Origin of the sequence: Micromonospora tarapacensis, from assembly GCF_019697375.1 — a bacterium.
GTDB lineage: Bacteria > Actinomycetota > Actinomycetes > Mycobacteriales > Micromonosporaceae > Micromonospora > Micromonospora tarapacensis.
Map to the genome: position 1 here is coordinate 3610291 of NZ_JAHCDI010000004.1, position 18257 is coordinate 3628547.

Below are 18257 nucleotides of genomic sequence, written 5' to 3' on the forward strand. Positions count from 1 at the left end.
GGGTCGCCAGGACCGCCGAGATCGCCGTCGGCGGTCGACTCAGGTGGTGATCAGCGTGCCGATCTTCTCGCCGCCCACGGCCCGGACGATGGTGTCGTCGCCCTGTGCGCCGAAGACCAGCATCGGCAGGCCGTTCTCCATGCAGAGGCTGAAGGCCGCCGCGTCGGCGACCCGGAGGTTGCGGCGCAGCACCTCGGAGAAGGTGATCGAGTCGAACTTGCTGGCGGTCGGGTCGATCCGAGGGTCGGCCGTGTAGACGCCGTCCACGCCGTTCTTGCTCATCAGCACCACGTCCGCGTGGATCTCCAGCGCCCGTTGCGCGGCCACCGTGTCGGTGGAGAAGTACGGCATGCCCGCGCCGGCGCCGAAGATCACCACGCGGCCCTTCTCCAGGTGCCGGATCGCGCGCAACGGGATGTACGGCTCGGCGACCTGGGCCATCGTGATGGCGCTCTGCACGCGGGTCTCGATGCCCTCCTTCTCCAGGAAGTCCTGGAGGGCGAGGCAGTTCATCACGGTGCCGAGCATGCCCATGTAGTCCGCCCGTGCCCGGTCCATGCCCCGCTTCTGCAACTCCGCACCGCGGAAGAAGTTGCCGCCACCGACCACCACGGAGACCTGCACCCCGCGGCGCACCACGGTGGCGATCTGCCGGGCGATTCCCTGCACGACGTCCGGGTCGACGCCGATCGCGCCGCCACCGAACACCTCGCCGGAGAGCTTCAGCACCACCCGCCGGGCCCGGCCGGGCGGTGGTGCCGTCGGATCGTCCGCCGCCAACGTCCGATCACTCACAACCTGCGTCATCCGCCCGTCCTTCCCCCACTGGCGCGCCCGGGTGCGCGTACCTGCCGTTGCCGACCCTATGGGACGGGGAGACCGCGGTGACTGTCGCGTACACCGGCGGCCTCCCCGTCTTGTCGTTGCTCAGCCCACGGGCGCGGCGCGCCCGGCCGGCTCAGGCCTGGCCGACCTCGAACCGCACGAAGGCAGTGACCTCGATACCGGCCTCGGCCAGCACCTTCTTCACCGTCTTCTTGTTGTCGGTGACCGACGACTGCTCCAGCAGGACGAAGTCCTTGAAGAAGGAGTTGACCCGACCCTCCACGATCTTCGGCAGGGCGGCCTCGGGCTTGTTCTCCTCGCGGGCGGTCTGCTCGGCGATGCGCCGCTCGGACTCGACGACCTCGGCCGGCACCTCGTCACGGGTGAGGTACTGCGGGCGCATCGCGGCGATCTGCATGGCGGCGCCGCGCGCGTCGGCGTCACCCGCCTCGTCGGTCTTGCCGGCGTACTGCACCAGCACACCGACCGCCGGAGGCAGGTCCTGCGCCTTGCGGTGCAGGTAGACCGCGACGTTGCCGTCGAGCTTGGCGAACCGGTTGAGCACCAGCTTCTCGCCGATCTTGGCGGACTGCTCCTGGATCAGGTCGGCGACGGTGCGGCCGTCGATCTCGGTGGCCAGCAGTTCCTCGGCGCTGCTCACGCCGGCCCGCTCGCCGTGCTCGACCAGCTGCTGGGCCAGCGCGATGAAGCTGTCGTTCTTGGCGACGAAGTCGGTCTCGCAGTTGAGCTCCAGCAGCGCCTTGCCGGAGTGCGCGACCAGACCGTTCGCGGCGGTCCGGCCGGCCCGCTTGCCGACGTCCTTGGCGCCCTTGACGCGCAGGATCTCGACGGCCTTGTCGAAGTCGCCCTCGGCCTCGGTCAGGGCCTTCTTGCTGTCCATCATGCCGGCGCCGGTCAGGTCGCGGAGCTTCTTGACGTCCGCGGCGGTGATCTGGGACATGGCTCTCTCTTCGGTCTTGAGACTGCGGTGGAATGGTCTGAGGTGACGGTTACCCGGTTCCGAGAGGTTCGTGCCCGGTCTACCCGCCGCCGGCCACCGTCAAGAGAACGGACGGTGGCCGGACGGCGACGCGGTCACTGGCCGGAGACGGCCGCCGGCTGCTCGGCGGCCGGCTGCTCGGCGGCCGGCTGCTGCTCCGTGGCGGCGGCCGGCTGCTCGGCGGCGGGCTGCTGCTCCGTCGCGGCGGGCTGCTGCTCGGCGGCGGCGGGCTGCTGCTGCTCCGTGGCGGCGGCCGGCTGCTCGGCGGCCTTCTTCGGCTCCTCGAGAAGCTCGCGCTCCCACTCGGCCAGCGGCTCGTCGGTGGCGACGCCCGCCTCCGGCTTCTCGTCGCCGCCCCGGCGACGGCCGGAGCGGGCGATCAGGCCGTCGGCGACGGCGGCGGCGACGACCCTGGTCAGCAGCTCGGCCGAACGGATCGCGTCGTCGTTACCCGGAATCGGGAAGTCGACCTCGTCCGGGTCGCAGTTGGTGTCGAGCACGGCGATCACCGGGATGCCCAGCTTGCGGGCCTCGTCGACGGCGATGTGCTCCTTCTTGGTGTCGACCACCCAGATCGCGGCCGGGAGCTTCTGCATGTCCCGCAGGCCACCCAGGGTACGGGTCAGCTTGATCTTCTCGCGGGAGAGTTGCAGGGTCTCCTTCTTGGTGTAGCCGGCGGCGGTGCCGCTCAGGTCACCGAGGGCCTCCAGCTCCTTCATCCGCTGGAGCCGCTTGTACACCGTCTGGAAGTTGGTCAGCATGCCGCCGAGCCAACGGTGGTTGACGTACGGCTGGCCGACCCGCGTCGCCTGCTCGGCGATCGCCTCCTGGGCCTGCTTCTTGGTGCCGACGAAGAGGATGCTGCCGCCCTCGGCCACCGTGTTGCGCACGAAGTCGAACGCCTTTTCGATGTAGTCGAGGGTCTGACGCAGGTCGATGATGTAGATGCCGTTACGCTCGGTGAAGATGAAACGCTTCATCTTCGGATTCCAGCGCCGGGTCTGGTGTCCGAAGTGGACACCGCTCTCCAACAGCTGACGCATGGTCACGACGGCCATGGTTCGTACTCCCTGATCCCTGGTTGTCCCGCCCGGCCGGCGGCCGGGCGTCCTGGTGCCCGGTCGTCGGCCAGGATGGGCCCGACCGGGTCGGGACCAGGGAGGCCGCCGCCCCACGACGACTCGTGAGGAGGGCACGCGAGGTCGACCGCACGAGGCGGTCGCCAGTCGACAAGTGTACGCGCCCCTCCCGTCAAGCCACGTCCGGGTCGTGGGACGGTGGGACGCCGCTCAGCCGGCGGCCAGCGCGGCGACGAGGAAGAGCGCCAACCCGACGGTCAGGTAGGCCGTCGGCGGCCGAAGCCAGCCCCGCGCGCCGTCGGTCAGCGAGAACCCGGTGGTCCGCAGTCCGTACAGGCCGGCCGCGAAGATCGGCAGCCCGCAGACCAGGAACGTGCCCGCCAGCACGTCGGCGGCGGAGACCGGGTCCGCGGTGACTCCGTGCAGCAGCACCCGCAGAGCGGGTAGTTCGAAGATCAGAACCAGCACGGCGAACAGCACGGCGAGCACGGGCCGCCGGGTGCGGTAGACACCGTCACCGGCCGGGAGACCTGGCTGCGCGCCGGCCAACTGATATCCGGCCTGGCCGTCCGGGTACGCGGCCCCGCTCGCCGGCAGATCCCCCGGGGCGTCACCGACGGCATCGGCCCGGTCGGCTGCTCCAGCGGGCCGGCCCCCTCCGGTCCCCGTTTCGTCTCGACGATCGGATACCCGGCCAGCGCGGCAGCGCGGGTCAGGTCCGGCGGCGGCGCTCCGCGGGCCGGGTCGAGCGGCGGCGGCGCCCCGCCGCTGGTCGGACTCGTCTCGGGGCGGCCCGCCAGCCCGGGCGATCGGTCGGCAGCTCACCGGAGATGTCCGGATCGCCCTGTTCCGCACGTCGGGAGCGAGAAGCCCGGTAGCGCTCGCTATCCGCCGACCCGTCCCCGTGCGGGTCGGCCGGACCGAAGCGGCGCGGTGAGCCGTACCGGTCGTCCTCGTCGCCCCGCTGCTCGGGTGCCACCCGCGGCTCGTCCTCGCGGTACCGCGCCTCCCCCGCGCCACGCCACTGCGGGTCGGCGTAGCCACGGTCGCGTTCGTCCGGGTACCAGCGCGACTCCTGGTCATCGGCAAAGCTGCGTCGTCCGTCCACGTCCGGCACCGTATTCGACCAGCCGGTCATCCGCCATCCGACTAGCACAGCCGGAGCATGATCGTCCGTCCGTCCACAGCACCCCCGGCCGTCCACAGGTTGTCCGGACGGGGTCGCCGCGGTGCCCCGTACGGAGCAGGGTGCCGGTCATGACCAAGCGGAACCAGGCGGTCGGCGGGTACGGGGAACGCTGCGCCGTGCGGCACCTGATGGAGGCGGGGTTGCGCCCGGTGGCCCGGAACTGGCGCTGCCCGTCAGGAGAGATCGACATCATCGCCTGGGACGGGCCGGTGCTCGCCTTCTGCGAGGTGAAGACGCGACGCACGACGACCTTCGGCACCCCCGCCGAGGCCGTGGTGCCGCGCAAGGCACGCCGGCTGCGGGGCCTCGCCGCCGCATGGTTGGCGGCCACCGGCACCACCGCCGACGAGGTCCGCTTCGACGTCCTCTCGGTGCTGCTGCCCCGCACCGGCCGGGCCCATGTCGAGCACCTCAAGGGCGCCTTCTGATGAGCTACGCCCGGGTGCTCTGCGTGGGCCTGGTCGGAGTGGCCGGTCATCTCGTGGAGGTGGAGGCGGACCTCGCCCCCGGCCTGCCGGGGGTGGCCATCTCCGGGCTGCCCGACACCACCCTGCACGAGGCCCGGGACCGGGTCCGCGCCGCGGTGGTCAACTCCGGCCAGCGCTGGCCCAACCGGAGGATCACCCTCAACCTGCTGCCGGCCACCCTGCCCAAGTTCGGCTCGGCGTTCGACCTGGCCATCGCGATCGCGCTGCTCGGCGGTTCCGGCGAGTTGCCGCTGCTGCCGCTGGACGGCGTCGCCATCCTGGGCGAATTGGGCCTGGACGGTGCGGTGCGACCGGTCCGCGGCATCCTCCCGATGGTCGCCGCCGCGGCGCGCGACGGCGTGCGACGGGTGATCGTCCCGGCCGGGAACACCGCGGAGGCCGCGGTCGTGCCCGGAGTGCGGGTTCGGGGCGTGGACACCCTGCACCGCCTGGTCGCCTTCGTCCGCGACGGTGCCCCGCTGATCGAGCCGCCGGTCCACGACCCACCCCCGACCACACCCGGCCCCGACCTGGCCGAGGTCGCCGGGCAGGGCTCGGTAGGCGGGCCCTGGAGGTCGCCGCCGCCGGTGGGCACCACCTCGCGCTGATCGGGCCGCCGGGCGCCGGCAAGACCATGCTCGCCGAACGTCTTCCGTCGATCCTGCCGGAGTTGGAGGACGACGCCGCGCTGGAGGTCACGGCCCTGCACTCGATCGCCGGACTGTTGCCGGCGGGTGGCGGGTTGATCCGCCGCCCGCCGTTCCAGGCCCCGCACCACACCGCGACCGTGCCCTCCATCGTCGGGGGCGGCTCGGGGCTGGCGCGCCCCGGCGCGATCTCGCTCGCCCACCGCGGGGTGCTCCTCATGGACGAGGCACCCGAATTCAGCAAGGCGGCCCTGGAGGCGCTGCGGCAGCCGTTGGAGCACGGTCGCGTGCTGTTGACCCGCAGTCGGGGCGGTGCCGAATATCCCGCCCGCGCCCAGTTGGTCCTCGCCGCCAATCCCTGCCCGTGCGCGAACCCGGCCGGCGACGACCGCTGCGAGTGCGCACCGCTGGCCCGCCGTCGCTATCTCGGTCGCCTCTCCGGTCCGCTGCTCGACCGGATCGACCTACAGGTGCGGCTGCAACCCCTGCGGGCCGCCGAACTGATGGCGACGGCGACCCACGAGTCGTCGGCGGTGGTGGCCGGGCGGGTGGTCGCGGCCCGCGAGGCGGCGGCCCGACGCTGGGCAGTGCTCGGCCGGCGGCTCAACGCCGAGATACCCGGCTCGTACCTGCGCAACCCACCGTGGCGGCTGCCCGGCCGGGACACCGCCGAGCTGCGGTCGCGGCTCGACTCCGGGTCGCTCTCCGCCCGCGGTTTCGACCGGGTCATCCGGCTCGCCTGGACGATCGCCGACCTGGACGGCCGGGCCCGCCCGGCCAAGGACGACGTCAGCGAGGCCATCGCACTCAGAACGGGAGAGGGCACGTGAGCACTCAGGAGGAGTTGACGCTGGCCCGGGTGGCGTTGACCTGGCTGGCCGAACCGGGCACCCGGTCGGTGCACCGGCTGGTCGACGAACTCGGCCCGGTCACGGCACTGGACCTGCTCCTCGACGGCGGGGCACCGGAGCAGGGGCTACGCGACGCTGTGGCGGCACGTGGTCGGGCCGGTGACGCCCGGGCGGTCGCCGCCGAAGCGCTACAGCGTGCCGACCGGCTCGGTGTCCGGGTCGTCATCCCGGATGACGACGAGTGGCCGGCGACGGTCGAGCACCTGCGCAAGCTTCGCCTGCACGGGACGCACCGCCGGGTCGACGTGGAGACCGCACCGCCACTCTGCTTCTGGGTACGCGGGCCGTGGCCACTGGCCGAGGCACTGGACCGGTCAGTTGCGGTGATCGGGGCGCGCGCCGCCACGCCGTACGGCACCCACATCGCCACCGACCTGGGCTACGGCCTGGCCGACCGGGACTGGACGGTCGTCTCCGGCGGGGCGTTCGGCATCGACGCCGCCGCGCATCGGGGTGCGCTGAACGCCGGTGGGCTCACTGTCGCGGTGCTCGCCTGCGGCGTGGACCGTCCGTATCCGATGGGCAACGCGGCGCTGTTCGACCGGATCGCCGACACCGGGTTGCTGGTGAGCGAGTGGTTGCCGGGCGCCGAGCCGCTGCGCCCGCGTTTCCTCATCCGCAACCGGGTGATCGCGGCGGGCACCCGAGGCACCGTGCTGGTGGAGGCCGCGGCCCGCAGCGGCGCGACGCAGACCACCCGCCGGGCCATCGCCCTGCACCGGCCGGCGATGGTGGTGCCCGGCCCGGTCACCTCGGCGATGTCGGTCGGTGCCCACGAGATGCTGCGGGAGCAGCCGGAGGCGCGGCTGGTCACCGGCCTGGCCCAGGTGCTGGAGGAGGTGGGCCGGATCGGCGAACTGGCTCCGACGCCTCGCGGGCCCGATCGGCCCACCGACCTGCTCGACGACGAGGCGAGGTCGATCGTGGAGGCGATGCCGCGACGCGGCCGGGTCGGCGTGGATGCCCTCGCCTCGCGGGCGGGTCTGGCCGTCCGCACGGTACTGCGCAAACTGTCCCTGCTGGAGGAACTGGCTCTGGTGGTCCGCAACGAAGACGGCTATTCCCTGGTCACGCCGAAGAACAGGCCGGCCGCGGCGGGCTGAGGCGGGCGTCGCCGGGCTGCTCGCGGTCGACCCGGCCCGGACGTAGGGTGGATCCGTGCGGAGGACCAGCACCGAGGGACGGGACTCGCGCGGCACCCGGGCCATGCACGCGGCGCTGCCGGAGCCGCTGCGGGACACGGTGGACGAGTTCGCCCGGCACCTCGCCTCGGTCCGCAACCGCTCCGCGCACACCGTGCGGGCGTACGTCGGCGACGTGGTGTCCCTGTTGGACCATGCGAGACGGATGGGCTGCACCGAGGTCGCCGAGCTGAGCCTCGACACGGTACGCAGCTGGTTGGCCCGGCAACGCACGACGGGCGCGGCCCGCACCTCGCTGGCCCGCCGGGCCGCGGCGGCCCGGACCTTCAGTGCCTGGGCCCACCGTGGCGGGTTGCTGCCCAGTGATGTCGCCGCGACGCTGGCCAGTCCCCGGCCGCAGCGGACGCTGCCCACCGTGCTCCGGGCCGACCAGGCGACACTGCTCGTCGAGGCACCGGGCCGCGACGACGCGTCCAGACCAGCACCGGATCCGAGCGGGGCGCCAACCCGCGAGACCGCCACGACACCGGTCCACGACACGACCACGGCCACGACGCCGGCCACGGGCGGCGCCGCCGTCATCGGCGCGCAGGACGGCGCCGCTGCCACGATCGACCGCACCGGTGAGGCGGTGCTGCTGCGCGACCGGGTGCTGCTCGAACTGCTCTACGGCACCGGGGTACGCGTCAGCGAGGCGTGCGGGCTCGATCTGGCCGACGTCGACCAGGGCCGGCGCGTTGTCCGCGTACGGGGCAAGGGTGGTCGGGAGCGGGCCGTGCCGTACGGGCTGCCGGCCCAGCGTGCCCTCGACGAGTGGCTACGGCGCGGGCGACCGTGGCTGGCGGTTCGCGGCTCCCGCGATGCGCTGCTGCTCGGCGCCCGGGGCGGCCGACTGCACCCGACGACCGTGCGACGGATCGTCGGCCGGTACGCCGAGGCGGCCGGCCTGCCCAGGACCAACCCGCACGCGTTGCGCCACTCGGCCGCCACCCATCTCCTGGAAGGCGGCGCGGACCTGCGCGTGGTGCAGGAGTTGCTTGGGCATTCGTCGCTGGCAAGCACGCAGGTCTACACGCACGTCTCGGTGGAACGGCTCCGGGCGGCGTACCGGCAGGCCCATCCGCGTGCCTGACGGCCCGGTGAGGCTCCACGAGCCGGGCCTGCCTGACCGACCCGCCCGCTGACCGGGTGACCGGGTGACCGGGTGCCGAGAGCCGCCGGACGAGCGTGACCGACGGCTACGATCATCGGGTGAGCGTCCCGCCGCCGCCCGAGCCGATCACGGCCGCCCGCCTGCTCTTCTCCCTCGACCCGGCGGTCAGCCACCTCAACCACGGCTCCTTCGGCGCGGTGCCGATCGTGGCGCAACGTGCCCAGCAGCGGCTGCGTGACGAGATGGAGGCCGACCCGCTGCGGTTCTTCACCCAGGGGCTGATCGACCGGATCGGGCACACCCGCCGACATCTGGCCAACTTCCTCGGTGCCGACCCCGACGGCACCGCCCTGACCACGAACGCCACCACCGGCGTGGCGGTGGTCCTCCAGTCGCTCGGGTTGCGCCCCGGCGACGAGGTGCTCACCACCGACCACGGCTACGGCGCAGTCGACCTCTCGGTACGCCGCGAATGCCGCCGCACCGGGGCGACGCACCGGGTGCTGCGGGTGCCGCTGACCGCCACCGACGAGGAGGTGGTGCAGATCGTGCGGGCCGGGCTGCGGCCGGGCCGGACCCGGCTGCTGGTGGTCGACGAACTCAGCTCCGCCACCGCACGGCTGTTCCCGGTCGCCGCGATCATCGGGGTCTGCGGGGAGCACGGCATTGCGGCGCTGGTCGACGCCGCCCACGCACCCGGCATGCTGCCGGCGTCCGTGCAGAGCATCGGGGCCGACTTCTGGGTGGGCAACCTGCACAAGTGGGGGTACGCCCCACGGGGCACCGCCGCGCTGGTGGTGGCGCCGTCGTGGCGGGAGCGAATCGAGCCGCTGGTGGTCTCCTGGCAACAGGACTCGGGATTCCCCGGTCGCCTGGAATGGCAGGCCACGTCGGACTACACCGCCTGGCTGAGCGCTCCGGCGGGGCTCTACACGCTGCGCAGCCTGGACGTCGACCGGGTGCGTGCGCACAACGCCGCGCTGGCCGCGTACGGGCAGCGGGTGGTGGGGGACTCGCTCGGCGTGCCGCCGACCGACCTGCCCGACCCCGGCGGGCCGACGGTCGCCATGCGGATCGTCCCGCTGCCGGCGGGCCTCGCCACGACCCTGGACGGCGCCCGGGCGTTACAGGCCACGATCGCCGAGCGGCTCGCCACCCAGGTCGCCGTCATGGCCTGGAACGGACGCGGCTGGCTGCGACTCTGCGGCCAGGTCTACAACTCGCCCGACGAATACCAGCGGCTCGCCGTCCGGCTGCCGACCCTGCTCGCCCAGCGCTGAGCGGACGCAGTCGGTCCGCGGTGATCTCGCCGAGGGGCAGCAGCCGGGCCCGGCCGAGACCGAGCAGGGCCAGCGGGTCAAGGTAGTCGGGCCCCCGGCGTAGTCCCCGGCGTAGTCCCCAGTGCAGGCACGCCGGTGCGGGGCAGCCGGCGTGCCCGGACAGCAGGACGCCGAGGGCCGCTCCGGCGGGCACCGCTGTGCCCACGGCCACGGTCGGGGCCACCGGTTCGTAGGTGGTCCGCAGCCCGTCGGCGTGGCCCACCGTGACCACCGGCCGGCCGGCGACCATGCCGGCGAACAGGATCGTGCCGGCGCCGGCCGCCCGGACCGTCGTGCCGGCCGGGGCGAGCAGGTCGACGCCCCGGTGGCCGGACAGCCACGGCCGAGGCGGCGGGTCGAACCGGCGTACCGGCTGCGGCACGCCGTCCACCGGCCACCGGAACCGCCCGCCGGTGCCGACGCCGGATGCGGCGCCGGCCAGCGCCGCCCCGACCGGTGACCCGCCGTCCGCCGGGGCCGCACCATCCGCCGGGGCCGCGCCGTCCGCCGGCAGCGGTCGGCCCCGAGCCAGGACCACCGGCCGATCCGCCGGCAACGTCACCGCGGGCGCTGCCAGCGCCGACGCTGGCAGCGCGGCCACCGCCACCGCGAGCACCGCCAGCAGTGGTGACGCCAGCCCTGCCGAGGGGATCTCCCCCGGCGCTGCCCGCAACCGTGTTCGCATGTGCCCGAGCCTGCCCGGCCGGACGGGCGTTGGCCGCCCCCGCCGCCCCGGTTGTGGACGACCGGGCCCCCTGTGGACAGTCCGCGCCGAACGAGGTGATCTGCTATGGGTCTGAGCCGATCGCCTAGGCTCGGGGCGTGACGCGCGACTGGTACGCCTGGCACCACCACTACGAGGATCCGGAGTCGGCGTTGTCGCGGCGGCTGGTGGAGGTGCGCCGGCGGATCGGCGCCACACTTGACCAGGCTCCACCGGGGCCGCTGCGGGCGGTCAGCCTCTGCGCCGGGCAGGGCCGGGACCTGATTCCGGTGCTGGCCGGCCACCCGCGCGGCGGCGACGTGACCGCCCGGCTGGTCGAACTCGACCCGCGCAACGTCGAGTTGGCCCGCGCGGCCGTCAGCGAGGCCGGCCTGACCGGGGTCGAGGTGGTGCTCGGCGACGCGGCCCGCACCGACGCCTACGCCGGGCTGGTGCCGGCCGACCTGGTGCTGGCCTGTGGAATCTTCGGCAACATCTCCGACGCCCACATCCAGGCCACCGTGCGTCGCTGCGCGTCGCTCTGCGCCAACGGCGGGACCGTCTTCTGGACCCGGCATCGGCAGGCGCCGGACCTGGTGCCGACGATCTGCGGGTGGCTCGCGGAGGAGGGGTTCGAGCCGGTCGCGGTGAGCAGTCCCGCCGAGGGCGTCGGGGTGGGCGTGCACCGGTTCCTCGGCACGCCCCGGCCGTTGCCGGCCGGAGTGACGATGTTCGAGTTCACCGCGCGCCCGCGGCCCGCCTGACCGACCTGCCGTCGTGGATCGGGCCACTCTGGACGGCGGGGCAGGCCGGCGGCGTGACGCGACGGCAGCGGCGCGGGGCAGGTGGGGTGTCCGCCCGCGCAGCCCGGCCCGGCGGTACGCGGATCAGCCGCCGAAGCCGGAATCGGCGGGAAGGGAGATGTCGGGCTTTTCCAACTCCTCGACGTTGACGTCCTTGAACGTCATAACCCGAACATTTTTGACGAAACGGGCGGGACGGTACATGTCCCACACCCAGGCGTCGTGCATCTCGACCTCGAAGTAGACCTCGCCGTCGGAGTTACGCACGTGAAGGTCGACCTGATTGGCCAGGTAGAACCGGCGCTCGGTCTCCACCACGTAGGAGAACTGACGGACGATGTCGCGGTACTCCCGGTAGAGCTGGAGCTCCATCTCGGTCTCGTACTTTTCGAGATCTTCCGCGCTCATCGCACTCCGCCTTCCATGACCACATCTTCCCCCACCGGCGCCGGGGGTCGAGGCTGCTCGCCCAACGCCACGCCGACGGTACCCCGTGCCGCGCCCGAGTGCTCCATCGGCTCGTCCCGGCTTGCGCCCGGTGGACGCCGGGAGCGGGGTGGACGGCCGTCGAGACCGGAGACGGTGGCCACGTTGACGTAGGAGAACCGGTGCTCCCGGCACGGCCCACGCTCGCGCAGCGCCGCGGAGTGCTCCGCGGTGACATAACCCTTGTGCTCGGCGAAGCCGTAGCCGGGGTGCTCGGTATCCAGATCGACCATGATCCGGTCCCGGGTGACCTTGGCCAGCACGCTCGCCGCCGCCACGCAGGCGGCCACCCGGTCGCCCTTCCACACCGCGAGCCCGGGCACACCCAGGCCGTCGACACCGAACCCGTCGGTCAGCACGTACTCCGGGCGCACGGTCAGCGAGGCCAGCGCCCGCCGCATGGCAGCCAGGTTGCACACGTGCAGCCCCCGGGCGTCGACCTCGTCGGCCGGGATGACCACCACGGCGTACGCCAGGGCCCGCGCGACGATCTCGTCGTAGACCCGTTCCCGGCTGGCCGGGGTGAGCAGCTTGGAGTCGGCCAGACCGTCGATCTCGCCCCGCCGCCCCTCGGGCAGCACCGCGGCGGCGGCCACCAGCGGCCCCGCGCAGGCGCCCCGGCCGGCCTCGTCGGCGCCGGCGACGTGCCGGAAGCCGCGCCGCTGCAGGGCGCGCTCCAACGCGTACAGGCCGGCCTCGCGGCGGACCACCGTGCGCGGCGGGGTCAGCATGCCGGAATCCGGTTCGCAGCCGTGGCACCGGCCACCGCGCGGGCCAGCACCGCCGCCAGGTCCGGCGGATAGCAGCGCTCCTCGGTCCCCCTCAGCTCCTGCGCCGACCACCACCGGTGGCCGTCGACGCTGCCCCGCTCCACCTCGCTGAAGCCGGTCGTGTCGACCTCGTGCGCCGCCACCCGCACCAGGAAGAACTGCTGCTCCTGCCGGTACCACACGCCGTCGAACGGAAACTCGATCACGTCGCTGTGCACGGGCTCGCCGATCTGGGCCGGGGTCAGTCGCAGGCCGGTCTCCTCGGCCAGTTCACGCGCCGCGCCCTGCGCGTACGTCTCACCCGGGTCGAGCCCACCCCCGGGGGTGAACCACCAGCGTCCGTGCTCGGGACGGGCCGGGTCGAAGCCGCGGAACAGCAACAGCCGGCCGGCCGCGTCAACCAGGAGCACACGGGCGGCGCGCCGCGGGGTGTAGACCGTCACCGCACCAGACTGCCAGACGCCGGCGACAACGCCCACGCCCCCGCGCCGCCCGGCGACGGCCACGGCCGCGTCACCCGCCCGGGGCACCACGACGACCCGGCCGTCGAACGGCCGGTCAGGACTCCGGGATCGCCTCGAACTGCTCCGGCACGGTCAGCACGGTGGCCCGGTCGAACGGCCAGAAGATCGTGAAGGCTCGGCCCACGACGGCCTGCTCGGGAATGGTGGCCGAGTCGACGTTCTGCCCGGACTGCTGGTAGTGCTCCAGCGAGTCGCCGGAGGCGGACCGGTGGTCGCCCATGACCCAGAGCCGCCCCTGCGGCACCTGCACGTCGAACTCCTGGTCCGCCGGCTTGTCCCGCTCGCCGTCGATGGAGAAGATGTACGGCTCGTCGAGCGACGTCCCGTTGATCATCAGGCGGTCCTGGTCGTCGCAGCAGACCACCCGGTCGCCGCCGACGCCGATCACCCGCTTGATGAAGTCCTCTCCCTCGGGGTTGCCACTCCACTCCACCGGCGCCTTGAAGACGATCACCTCACCACGGTGCGGCGACCGGAAGTCGTAGACGAGCTTGTTGACCAGCACCCGATCGTCGATCTTGAGAGTGTTCTCCATGGACGGCGACGGGATGAAGAAGGTCTGCAGCACAAAGGCGCGTACCAGTACCGCGACCACGATCGCCACCCCGAGGAGGATGGGCAGTTCCTTCCAGAAGGAATGGCGCGACTTGTCGGTCTGCTCGTCAATCACGGAAGGAGCCTACGTTGCCCGACTGCACGCCACCGTCCGGAACGCGCGAGAACGGATAGCGTGGTCGCAATCGGCAGAAGCAGCACCACACCGCCGTCGGGCGTGGGCCGCACCGGGGCGGCACCACCGGTCGCCGCGGGGGGCGGAGCGACCGTGGAGAAGGTCTCGGGCACCGGCAGTGCGTGCCACCGACTGGACGGCCAGACCACCGCGAACGCCCGCCCCACCACGTTGTCGATCGGCACCGTCCCCTGGCATCGGGCATCCTGCGAGACCAGCCGGTGGTCGCCGAGCACGAACATCTGGCCGGGCGGGACGACGATCTCCTCGAAGCGCCGGGACCGGCATTCCTGCGGATTCGGCGGCAGGTCCAGCGGCGAGTCACGCAGGACGTACGCCGACTCGTCCAGCGGGGTGCCGTTGACCAGCACCCGCCCCTGGTCGTCACAGCAGCTGACCCGGTCTCCGGGCAGCGCGATGACCCGCTTGATGAAGTCCTTCTCCCCCGGCCGGCTGACGCCGACCAGGTCGCCGATCGTGCGGCCGAGCTTGTCGGCGAAACCGGTCGGCGGTTGCACCTCGACCTGCGGCACCCACTGGTCGGTGCCCTGGAAGACCACCACCTCGCCGCGCTCCGGGTCCCGGACCTCGTACACGACCTTGTTCACCAGGACCCGGTCGCCGACGAGCAGGGTGTCCTCCATCGAGCCGGACGGGATGAAGAACGCCTGGAGGAGGAAGGTCCGGATCAGCACCGCGAGGCAGAAGGCGACGATGAGCAGCAGCGGGAGCTCCTGCCAGAGCGGCATCTGCCGCCTGGTCCGCCGGCTGCGGCGGCGCCACGGATCGGCCGCGCCGCTGTCGTCAAGCGCCTGTACCACGCCCACTCCCCGGGTCCACAGAAACGACTACCGCCCGGGAATCTCGTCGAGACTCCCCGGGCGGTAGTGGAGGCCACCCGCCACGCCGGGCGGGTCGCCGCCGCGCTGCGCCCGTACGACCAGGGTAGTGCGGACTGGCCAGTACGACATACGCGCAGCTCGGGCGGCGTGGCGGAGCGCGAGGTCAGCTCGGCTGCTTCTCGCGCAGCTCCTTGATCTTGGCCTTCTTGCCCCGCAGCTCACGCAGGTAGTAGAGCTTGGCGCGGCGGACGTCGCCGCGGACCACCACCTCGATCCGGTCGATCGCCGGGCTGTTGATCGGGTAGGTCCGCTCGACCCCGACGCCGAAGCTGAGCTTGCGGACCGTGAAGGTCTCGCGCAGCCCGTCGCCCTGGCGGCGGATGACGACGCCCTGGAAGATCTGGACCCGGGACCGGTTGCCCTCGACGACCCGCGCGTGCACCTTGACGGTGTCACCGCCGCGGAAGTCGGGCAGGTCGGTGCGCTTCGACTGGGCGTCAAGGGCGTCCAGGATGTTCATCGCTGTGTCCTCGTGAAGCTCACGGCGCACCGTCACTCGGCGCGCGGGTGGGTGATACTGATCCCCGGGGTGGCGGCCGGCGTCGACCGACCCCGGCCGGAGATCCTCGCAGCCGTCCACGGCGCAGACGGATGCGGCAACCCCCCTACTTTGCCACATCCGGTCCGGACAGCTGAAATCCGGCCCGGTCCAGTGCCGCGACGTCCCGTTTGTCCAGGCTCCGCGGATCGAGCGCGGCGAGCATGTCCGGCCGGCGCAGACCCGTCCGGGTCAGTGCCTCGTCCCGGCGCCAGCGCGCGATCCGGCCGTGGTCGCCCGAGCGGAGCACCTCCGGAACCTCCAGCCCGCGCCACGCCGCCGGCTTGGTGTACATCGGCGCCTCGAGCAGCCCGTGCGCGTGCGACTCCTCGGCCAGCGAACCGGCGTTGCCGAGCACCCCGGGCAGCAGGCGGGTCACCGCCTCCAGGATCACCAGGACGGCCACCTCACCGCCGAAGATCACGTAGTCACCCAGGCTGACCTCGGTGACCGGCATCCGGGCCGCCGCGTGATCGAGCACCCGCTGGTCGATGCCCTCGTACCGCCCGCAGGCGAAGACCAGGTGCGGCTCGGCGGCGAGTTCGTACGCCAACGCCTGGGTGAACGGCGCCCCGACCGGTGAGGGGACCAGCAGTCGCGGCGGAGTCAACTCGACCGGTGCCAGCGCGTCCAGCGCCTCACCCCACGGCTCGGGCCGCATCACCATGCCGGGTCCACCGCCGTAGGGCGTGTCGTCGACGGTGCGGTGCGGGTCGTGGGTCCAACCACGCAGATCGTGCACGGCCAACCGCAACATGCCGTTGGCCCGCGCTCTGCCGACCAACGACAGGTCCAGCGGCGCGAAGTACTCCGGGAAGATCGACACAATGTCGACGCGCATCAGGGGTGCTCCGCTGGCTAGAGATCGAGCAGGCCGCCGGGCGGGTCCACCACCACACGGCCACCGGCGAGATCGACCTCGGGGACGATCGCCTTGACGAACGGGATCAGCGCGGTACGCCCCTCGGGGCGGCGCAGCACCAACAGGTCCGAGGCGGGGGCGTGGTCGATCCGGGCCACCTCACCCAACCGCTCGCCGGCCCGGGTGACCACCGCCAGGCCCACCAACTGGTGGTCGTGGTACTCCTCCGGATCCTCCGGCGGGGCGACATCGGCGCTGTCCACCGTGAGCAGGGTGCCGCGCAGCGCCTCGGCGACGTCGCGGTCCAGCACCCCCTCGAAGGCGACCAGCAGGCGCCCCTGGTGCCAGCGGGCCGACTCCACGGTCAACTCGTCGGGCACCTGGAACGGCTCGCCCGGATCCGGGCCGGCTTCCGGGCTCCGCGGACCGCGATCGACGGCGTTCGCCCCCGGCATGGTGCGCAGCACCGCGCCGGGGGCGAACCGCGTGTCGGGTTCGTCGGTACGCGCCTCCACGGTGACCTCACCGCGGATGCCGTGCGGCTTGCCGATCCTGCCGACGATGAGCAGCATCAGTACGAGTCGACGATGTCGACGCGTACTCCGCGCCCACCGATGGAGCCGATCACCTGGCGCAGCGCCTTGGCGGTCCGGCCGGACCGCCCGATCACGGTACCCAGGTCGTCGGGGTGCACCCGGACCTCCAGCCGCTTACCCCGACGGGAGTCGACCATCCGGACGCGTACGTCGTCGGGATGGTCGACGATGCCCTTGACCAGGTGCTCCAAGGCCGGCCGCAGCGCCATGTCAGGCCTGCTCGCCGGGGTTTGCGGCGGGCTCCTCGGCCTTCGGCGCCTCGGCCTTCGGCGCCTCGGCCTCGGTGGCCTTGGCCTCGGTCGCCTTCGCCTCGGCGGCCTTGGTGGCCTTCTTCGCCGGCTTGGCGGGAGGCTCGGCCAGCCCGGCGGCGGCCTTCGCCTCGGCCTCGTAGACGGCCTTGCGGTCGGCCCGCTCGGGAGCGACCTTCAGCGGCGGCGGGGCCGGCAGGCCCTTGTACTTCTGCCAGTCACCGGTCAGCTCAAGCAGCCGCTGCACCGCCTCGCTCGGCTGGGCGCCGACGGAGAGCCAGTACTGCACCCGCTCCGACTTGACCTCGATCACCGAAGGATCCTCCTTCGGCTGGTAGATCCCGACGAACTCGATCGCCCGGCCGTCGCGCTTGGTGCGCGAGTCGGCGACGACGATGCGGTACTGCGGGTTGCGGATCTTGCCCATCCGCAGGAGCCGGATCTTTACGGCCACGGTTGTTTCGCTCCTGTTGCGATCTCACCGGCCCGGTACGGGCGGTGCACGGGTGAGCGCCAGCCGGCACAGTGGGGTTGGGCCGGAGACTGCTCGGGTGGACTGGCGACGTGCCCGGGTTAGAGGGCGCCGGACACACGCCGGGTGCCAGACGACCATTCTGCCAGATCCCTTTCGGGTCGCTCGCACGGGACCGACCGGGACCACTCGTCGTGGCCGTGAAGTGACGAAGAACACATCGAATGGGTCAGCGGACCGGCGGCCGGTCCCAGCCTTCGGGCAGACGGTCGGGGACCGTCCAGTGCGGCGGCGGGGTGAAGTCGCACCAGGTGCCGTCGAACGGGAAGGCACCCGCCTCGGCCAGGGCGATCATCCGCTTGCCCTCGGCTCGTACGGCCGCCTCGTCGGTCACCCAGTAGTGCTCCGGAAAGGCCAGTCGCTCGGCGAACTCGTCCTCGTCCTTCCATTCCCAGCTGCGGTCCGGGCGGACCCACACGTCGAGGTCCTGATCCACCATGTCGACGCCGGCCAGCCCGCCATCCGACCAGCGGACGCCGGGCTCCTCCAGATTGACGTACCAGCCGATGAAGCGCCCCCGCACGTCGCGGAACCACCAGACGGAGTGGGCCTCGCCGGTGGGCAGGAACTTCAGCAGCGGTGGACCGTTCCAACGCCCCTGCGCCAGGCGGTACCCCGGGGTGACCCACTCACGGAACGGCACCGCCCGCATGCCCAGCCCGGCATCGTTCACCTCGCCGGCCACCGGCGACCCCTCGGCCAGCCACAGCAGCAGGCCCCGGTCGTCGTCGCTGACCACCCGGGCGGGCCGGACCCAGCCGATCCGTCCCCGCCGCACGTTGCGGTGCACGATCAACCGACCCGGCTCGAATCTCACTCCCCGACCCTACC

General features: G+C 72.7%; 22 protein-coding genes and 1 pseudogene. 6 read left to right on the forward strand and 17 right to left on the reverse strand.

The genetic code is table 11. The annotated features are described in order from the left end of the window. Positions 1–39: 39 nt before the first annotated feature. The 5 genes from pyrH to KIF24_RS33340 form a co-directional block, all read right to left on the reverse strand. The gene (gene pyrH, locus KIF24_RS22235; RefSeq protein WP_221085673.1) at positions 40–807 is read right to left on the reverse strand and encodes a UMP kinase; all 768 of its coding nucleotides are present in this window, start codon (positions 805–807) and stop codon (positions 40–42) included. Between the two features lie 151 nt (positions 808–958). After that, complete coding sequence (gene tsf / locus KIF24_RS22240; RefSeq protein WP_221085674.1) at positions 959–1786, reverse strand: translation elongation factor Ts; 828 nt, start codon at positions 1784–1786, stop codon at positions 959–961. Positions 1787–1920: 134 nt separating this feature from the next. Beyond that, on the reverse strand, positions 1921–2883 hold the full coding sequence (gene rpsB, locus KIF24_RS22245; protein WP_221085675.1) for a 30S ribosomal protein S2: 963 nt from the start codon (positions 2881–2883) through the stop codon (positions 1921–1923). A gap of 231 nt (positions 2884–3114) precedes the next feature. Continuing rightward, complete coding sequence (locus KIF24_RS33335) at positions 3115–3453, reverse strand: hypothetical protein (RefSeq protein ID WP_230415841.1); 339 nt, start codon at positions 3451–3453, stop codon at positions 3115–3117. Between the two features lie 163 nt (positions 3454–3616). Then, positions 3617–4012 (reverse strand): hypothetical protein, encoded by a 396-nt coding sequence (locus KIF24_RS33340; protein WP_230415842.1) that lies wholly within the window; start codon positions 4010–4012, stop codon positions 3617–3619. A gap of 149 nt (positions 4013–4161) precedes the next feature. Here KIF24_RS33340 and KIF24_RS22255 point away from each other — a divergent pair, with 149 nt between their 5' ends. From KIF24_RS22255 to KIF24_RS22275, 5 genes and pseudogenes are all read left to right on the forward strand, one after another. After that, complete coding sequence (locus tag KIF24_RS22255) at positions 4162–4521, forward strand: YraN family protein (RefSeq protein WP_221085676.1); 360 nt, start codon at positions 4162–4164, stop codon at positions 4519–4521. Then, positions 4521–6037, forward strand: a pseudogene (locus KIF24_RS22260) (YifB family Mg chelatase-like AAA ATPase). The gene KIF24_RS22255 and the pseudogene KIF24_RS22260 overlap by 1 nt, the downstream one beginning before the upstream one ends. Then, complete coding sequence (locus KIF24_RS22265; protein WP_221085677.1) at positions 6034–7221, forward strand: DNA-processing protein DprA; 1188 nt, start codon at positions 6034–6036, stop codon at positions 7219–7221. The pseudogene KIF24_RS22260 and the gene KIF24_RS22265 overlap by 4 nt, the downstream one beginning before the upstream one ends. 103 nt (positions 7222–7324) lie before the next feature. Further along, the gene (locus tag KIF24_RS22270; RefSeq protein ID WP_221087500.1) at positions 7325–8392 is read left to right on the forward strand and encodes a tyrosine recombinase XerC; all 1068 of its coding nucleotides are present in this window, start codon (positions 7325–7327) and stop codon (positions 8390–8392) included. A 119-nt stretch (positions 8393–8511) separates the two neighbouring features. Beyond that, positions 8512–9693 (forward strand): aminotransferase class V-fold PLP-dependent enzyme, encoded by a 1182-nt coding sequence (locus KIF24_RS22275; protein ID WP_221085678.1) that lies wholly within the window; start codon positions 8512–8514, stop codon positions 9691–9693. Here the strand turns inward: KIF24_RS22275 and KIF24_RS22280 are convergent. Continuing rightward, positions 9581–10417, reverse strand: a complete 837-nt coding sequence (locus KIF24_RS22280) for a murein hydrolase activator EnvC family protein (protein ID WP_221085679.1) — start codon at positions 10415–10417, stop codon at positions 9581–9583. The two genes, KIF24_RS22275 and KIF24_RS22280, sit on opposite strands and share 113 nt — an antisense overlap. Before the next feature lie 137 nt (positions 10418–10554). Here KIF24_RS22280 and KIF24_RS22285 point away from each other — a divergent pair, with 137 nt between their 5' ends. Then, a complete protein-coding gene (locus KIF24_RS22285; RefSeq protein ID WP_221085680.1) occupies positions 10555–11199 on the forward strand; it encodes a class I SAM-dependent methyltransferase in 645 nt (214 codons plus the stop codon). 123 nt (positions 11200–11322) lie between these two features. Here the strand turns inward: KIF24_RS22285 and KIF24_RS22290 are convergent, their stop codons facing one another. The 11 genes from KIF24_RS22290 to KIF24_RS22340 all read right to left on the reverse strand — a co-directional run bounded on the left by KIF24_RS22290 (position 11323) and on the right by KIF24_RS22340 (position 18243). After that, positions 11323–11646 carry a DUF2469 domain-containing protein gene (locus KIF24_RS22290; RefSeq protein ID WP_007075222.1) on the reverse strand — a complete coding sequence of 108 codons (324 nt, stop codon included), beginning with the start codon at positions 11644–11646 and terminating at the stop codon, positions 11323–11325. After that, on the reverse strand, positions 11643–12455 hold the full coding sequence (locus KIF24_RS22295; protein WP_221085681.1) for a ribonuclease HII: 813 nt from the start codon (positions 12453–12455) through the stop codon (positions 11643–11645). Before KIF24_RS22295 ends, KIF24_RS22290 begins: the two co-directional genes overlap by 4 nt. Next, positions 12449–12937: an NUDIX hydrolase gene (locus KIF24_RS22300; protein WP_221085682.1), complete on the reverse strand. Its 489-nt coding sequence runs from the start codon at positions 12935–12937 to the stop codon at positions 12449–12451. The genes KIF24_RS22295 and KIF24_RS22300 overlap by 7 nt, the downstream gene beginning before the upstream one ends. Positions 12938–13052: 115 nt before the next feature. Then, entirely contained in the window at positions 13053–13688 is a 636-nt protein-coding gene (lepB, locus tag KIF24_RS22305) for a signal peptidase I (RefSeq protein ID WP_221085683.1), read from the reverse strand. Continuing rightward, positions 13685–14569 (reverse strand): signal peptidase I, encoded by an 885-nt coding sequence (gene lepB / locus KIF24_RS22310; RefSeq protein ID WP_221085684.1) that lies wholly within the window; start codon positions 14567–14569, stop codon positions 13685–13687. Before lepB (KIF24_RS22310) ends, lepB (KIF24_RS22305) begins: the two co-directional genes overlap by 4 nt. A 184-nt stretch (positions 14570–14753) precedes the next feature. Then, entirely contained in the window at positions 14754–15110 is a 357-nt protein-coding gene (gene rplS, locus KIF24_RS22315; protein ID WP_221085685.1) for a 50S ribosomal protein L19, read from the reverse strand. Between the two features lie 145 nt (positions 15111–15255). Then, complete coding sequence (gene trmD / locus KIF24_RS22320; RefSeq protein ID WP_221085686.1) at positions 15256–16029, reverse strand: tRNA (guanosine(37)-N1)-methyltransferase TrmD; 774 nt, start codon at positions 16027–16029, stop codon at positions 15256–15258. Positions 16030–16046: 17 nt separating this feature from the next. Next, positions 16047–16619, reverse strand: coding sequence for a ribosome maturation factor RimM (gene rimM / locus KIF24_RS22325; protein WP_221087501.1), 573 nt, complete (start codon positions 16617–16619; stop codon positions 16047–16049). A 2-nt stretch (positions 16620–16621) separates the two neighbouring features. Beyond that, positions 16622–16855, reverse strand: coding sequence for an RNA-binding protein (locus KIF24_RS22330; RefSeq protein WP_221085687.1), 234 nt, complete (start codon positions 16853–16855; stop codon positions 16622–16624). A 1-nt stretch (position 16856) separates the two neighbouring features. Further along, the gene (gene rpsP / locus KIF24_RS22335) at positions 16857–17348 is read right to left on the reverse strand and encodes a 30S ribosomal protein S16 (RefSeq protein WP_221085688.1); all 492 of its coding nucleotides are present in this window, start codon (positions 17346–17348) and stop codon (positions 16857–16859) included. Positions 17349–17595: 247 nt separating this feature from the next. Next, positions 17596–18243 carry a DUF402 domain-containing protein gene (locus KIF24_RS22340; RefSeq protein WP_221085689.1) on the reverse strand — a complete coding sequence of 216 codons (648 nt, stop codon included), beginning with the start codon at positions 18241–18243 and terminating at the stop codon, positions 17596–17598. Positions 18244–18257 lie beyond the last annotated feature (14 nt).

Coding starts and splice junctions, on each gene's coding strand:
- KIF24_RS22255 (WP_221085676.1), top strand. CDS start 4,162: ATGACCAAGCGGAACCAGGCGGTCGGCGGGTACGGGGAACGCTGCGCC.
- trmD (WP_221085686.1), bottom strand. CDS start 16,029: ATGCGCGTCGACATTGTGTCGATCTTCCCGGAGTACTTCGCGCCGCTG.
- tsf (WP_221085674.1), bottom strand. CDS start 1,786: ATGTCCCAGATCACCGCCGCGGACGTCAAGAAGCTCCGCGACCTGACC.
- rpsB (WP_221085675.1), bottom strand. CDS start 2,883: ATGGCCGTCGTGACCATGCGTCAGCTGTTGGAGAGCGGTGTCCACTTC.
- rplS (WP_221085685.1), bottom strand. CDS start 15,110: ATGAACATCCTGGACGCCCTTGACGCCCAGTCGAAGCGCACCGACCTG.
- KIF24_RS22280 (WP_221085679.1), bottom strand. CDS start 10,417: ATGCGAACACGGTTGCGGGCAGCGCCGGGGGAGATCCCCTCGGCAGGG.
- KIF24_RS22295 (WP_221085681.1), bottom strand. CDS start 12,455: ATGCTGACCCCGCCGCGCACGGTGGTCCGCCGCGAGGCCGGCCTGTAC.
- KIF24_RS22270 (WP_221087500.1), top strand. CDS start 7,325: ATGCACGCGGCGCTGCCGGAGCCGCTGCGGGACACGGTGGACGAGTTC.
- pyrH (WP_221085673.1), bottom strand. CDS start 807: ATGACGCAGGTTGTGAGTGATCGGACGTTGGCGGCGGACGATCCGACG.
- KIF24_RS22290 (WP_007075222.1), bottom strand. CDS start 11,646: ATGAGCGCGGAAGATCTCGAAAAGTACGAGACCGAGATGGAGCTCCAG.
- KIF24_RS22330 (WP_221085687.1), bottom strand. CDS start 16,855: ATGGCGCTGCGGCCGGCCTTGGAGCACCTGGTCAAGGGCATCGTCGAC.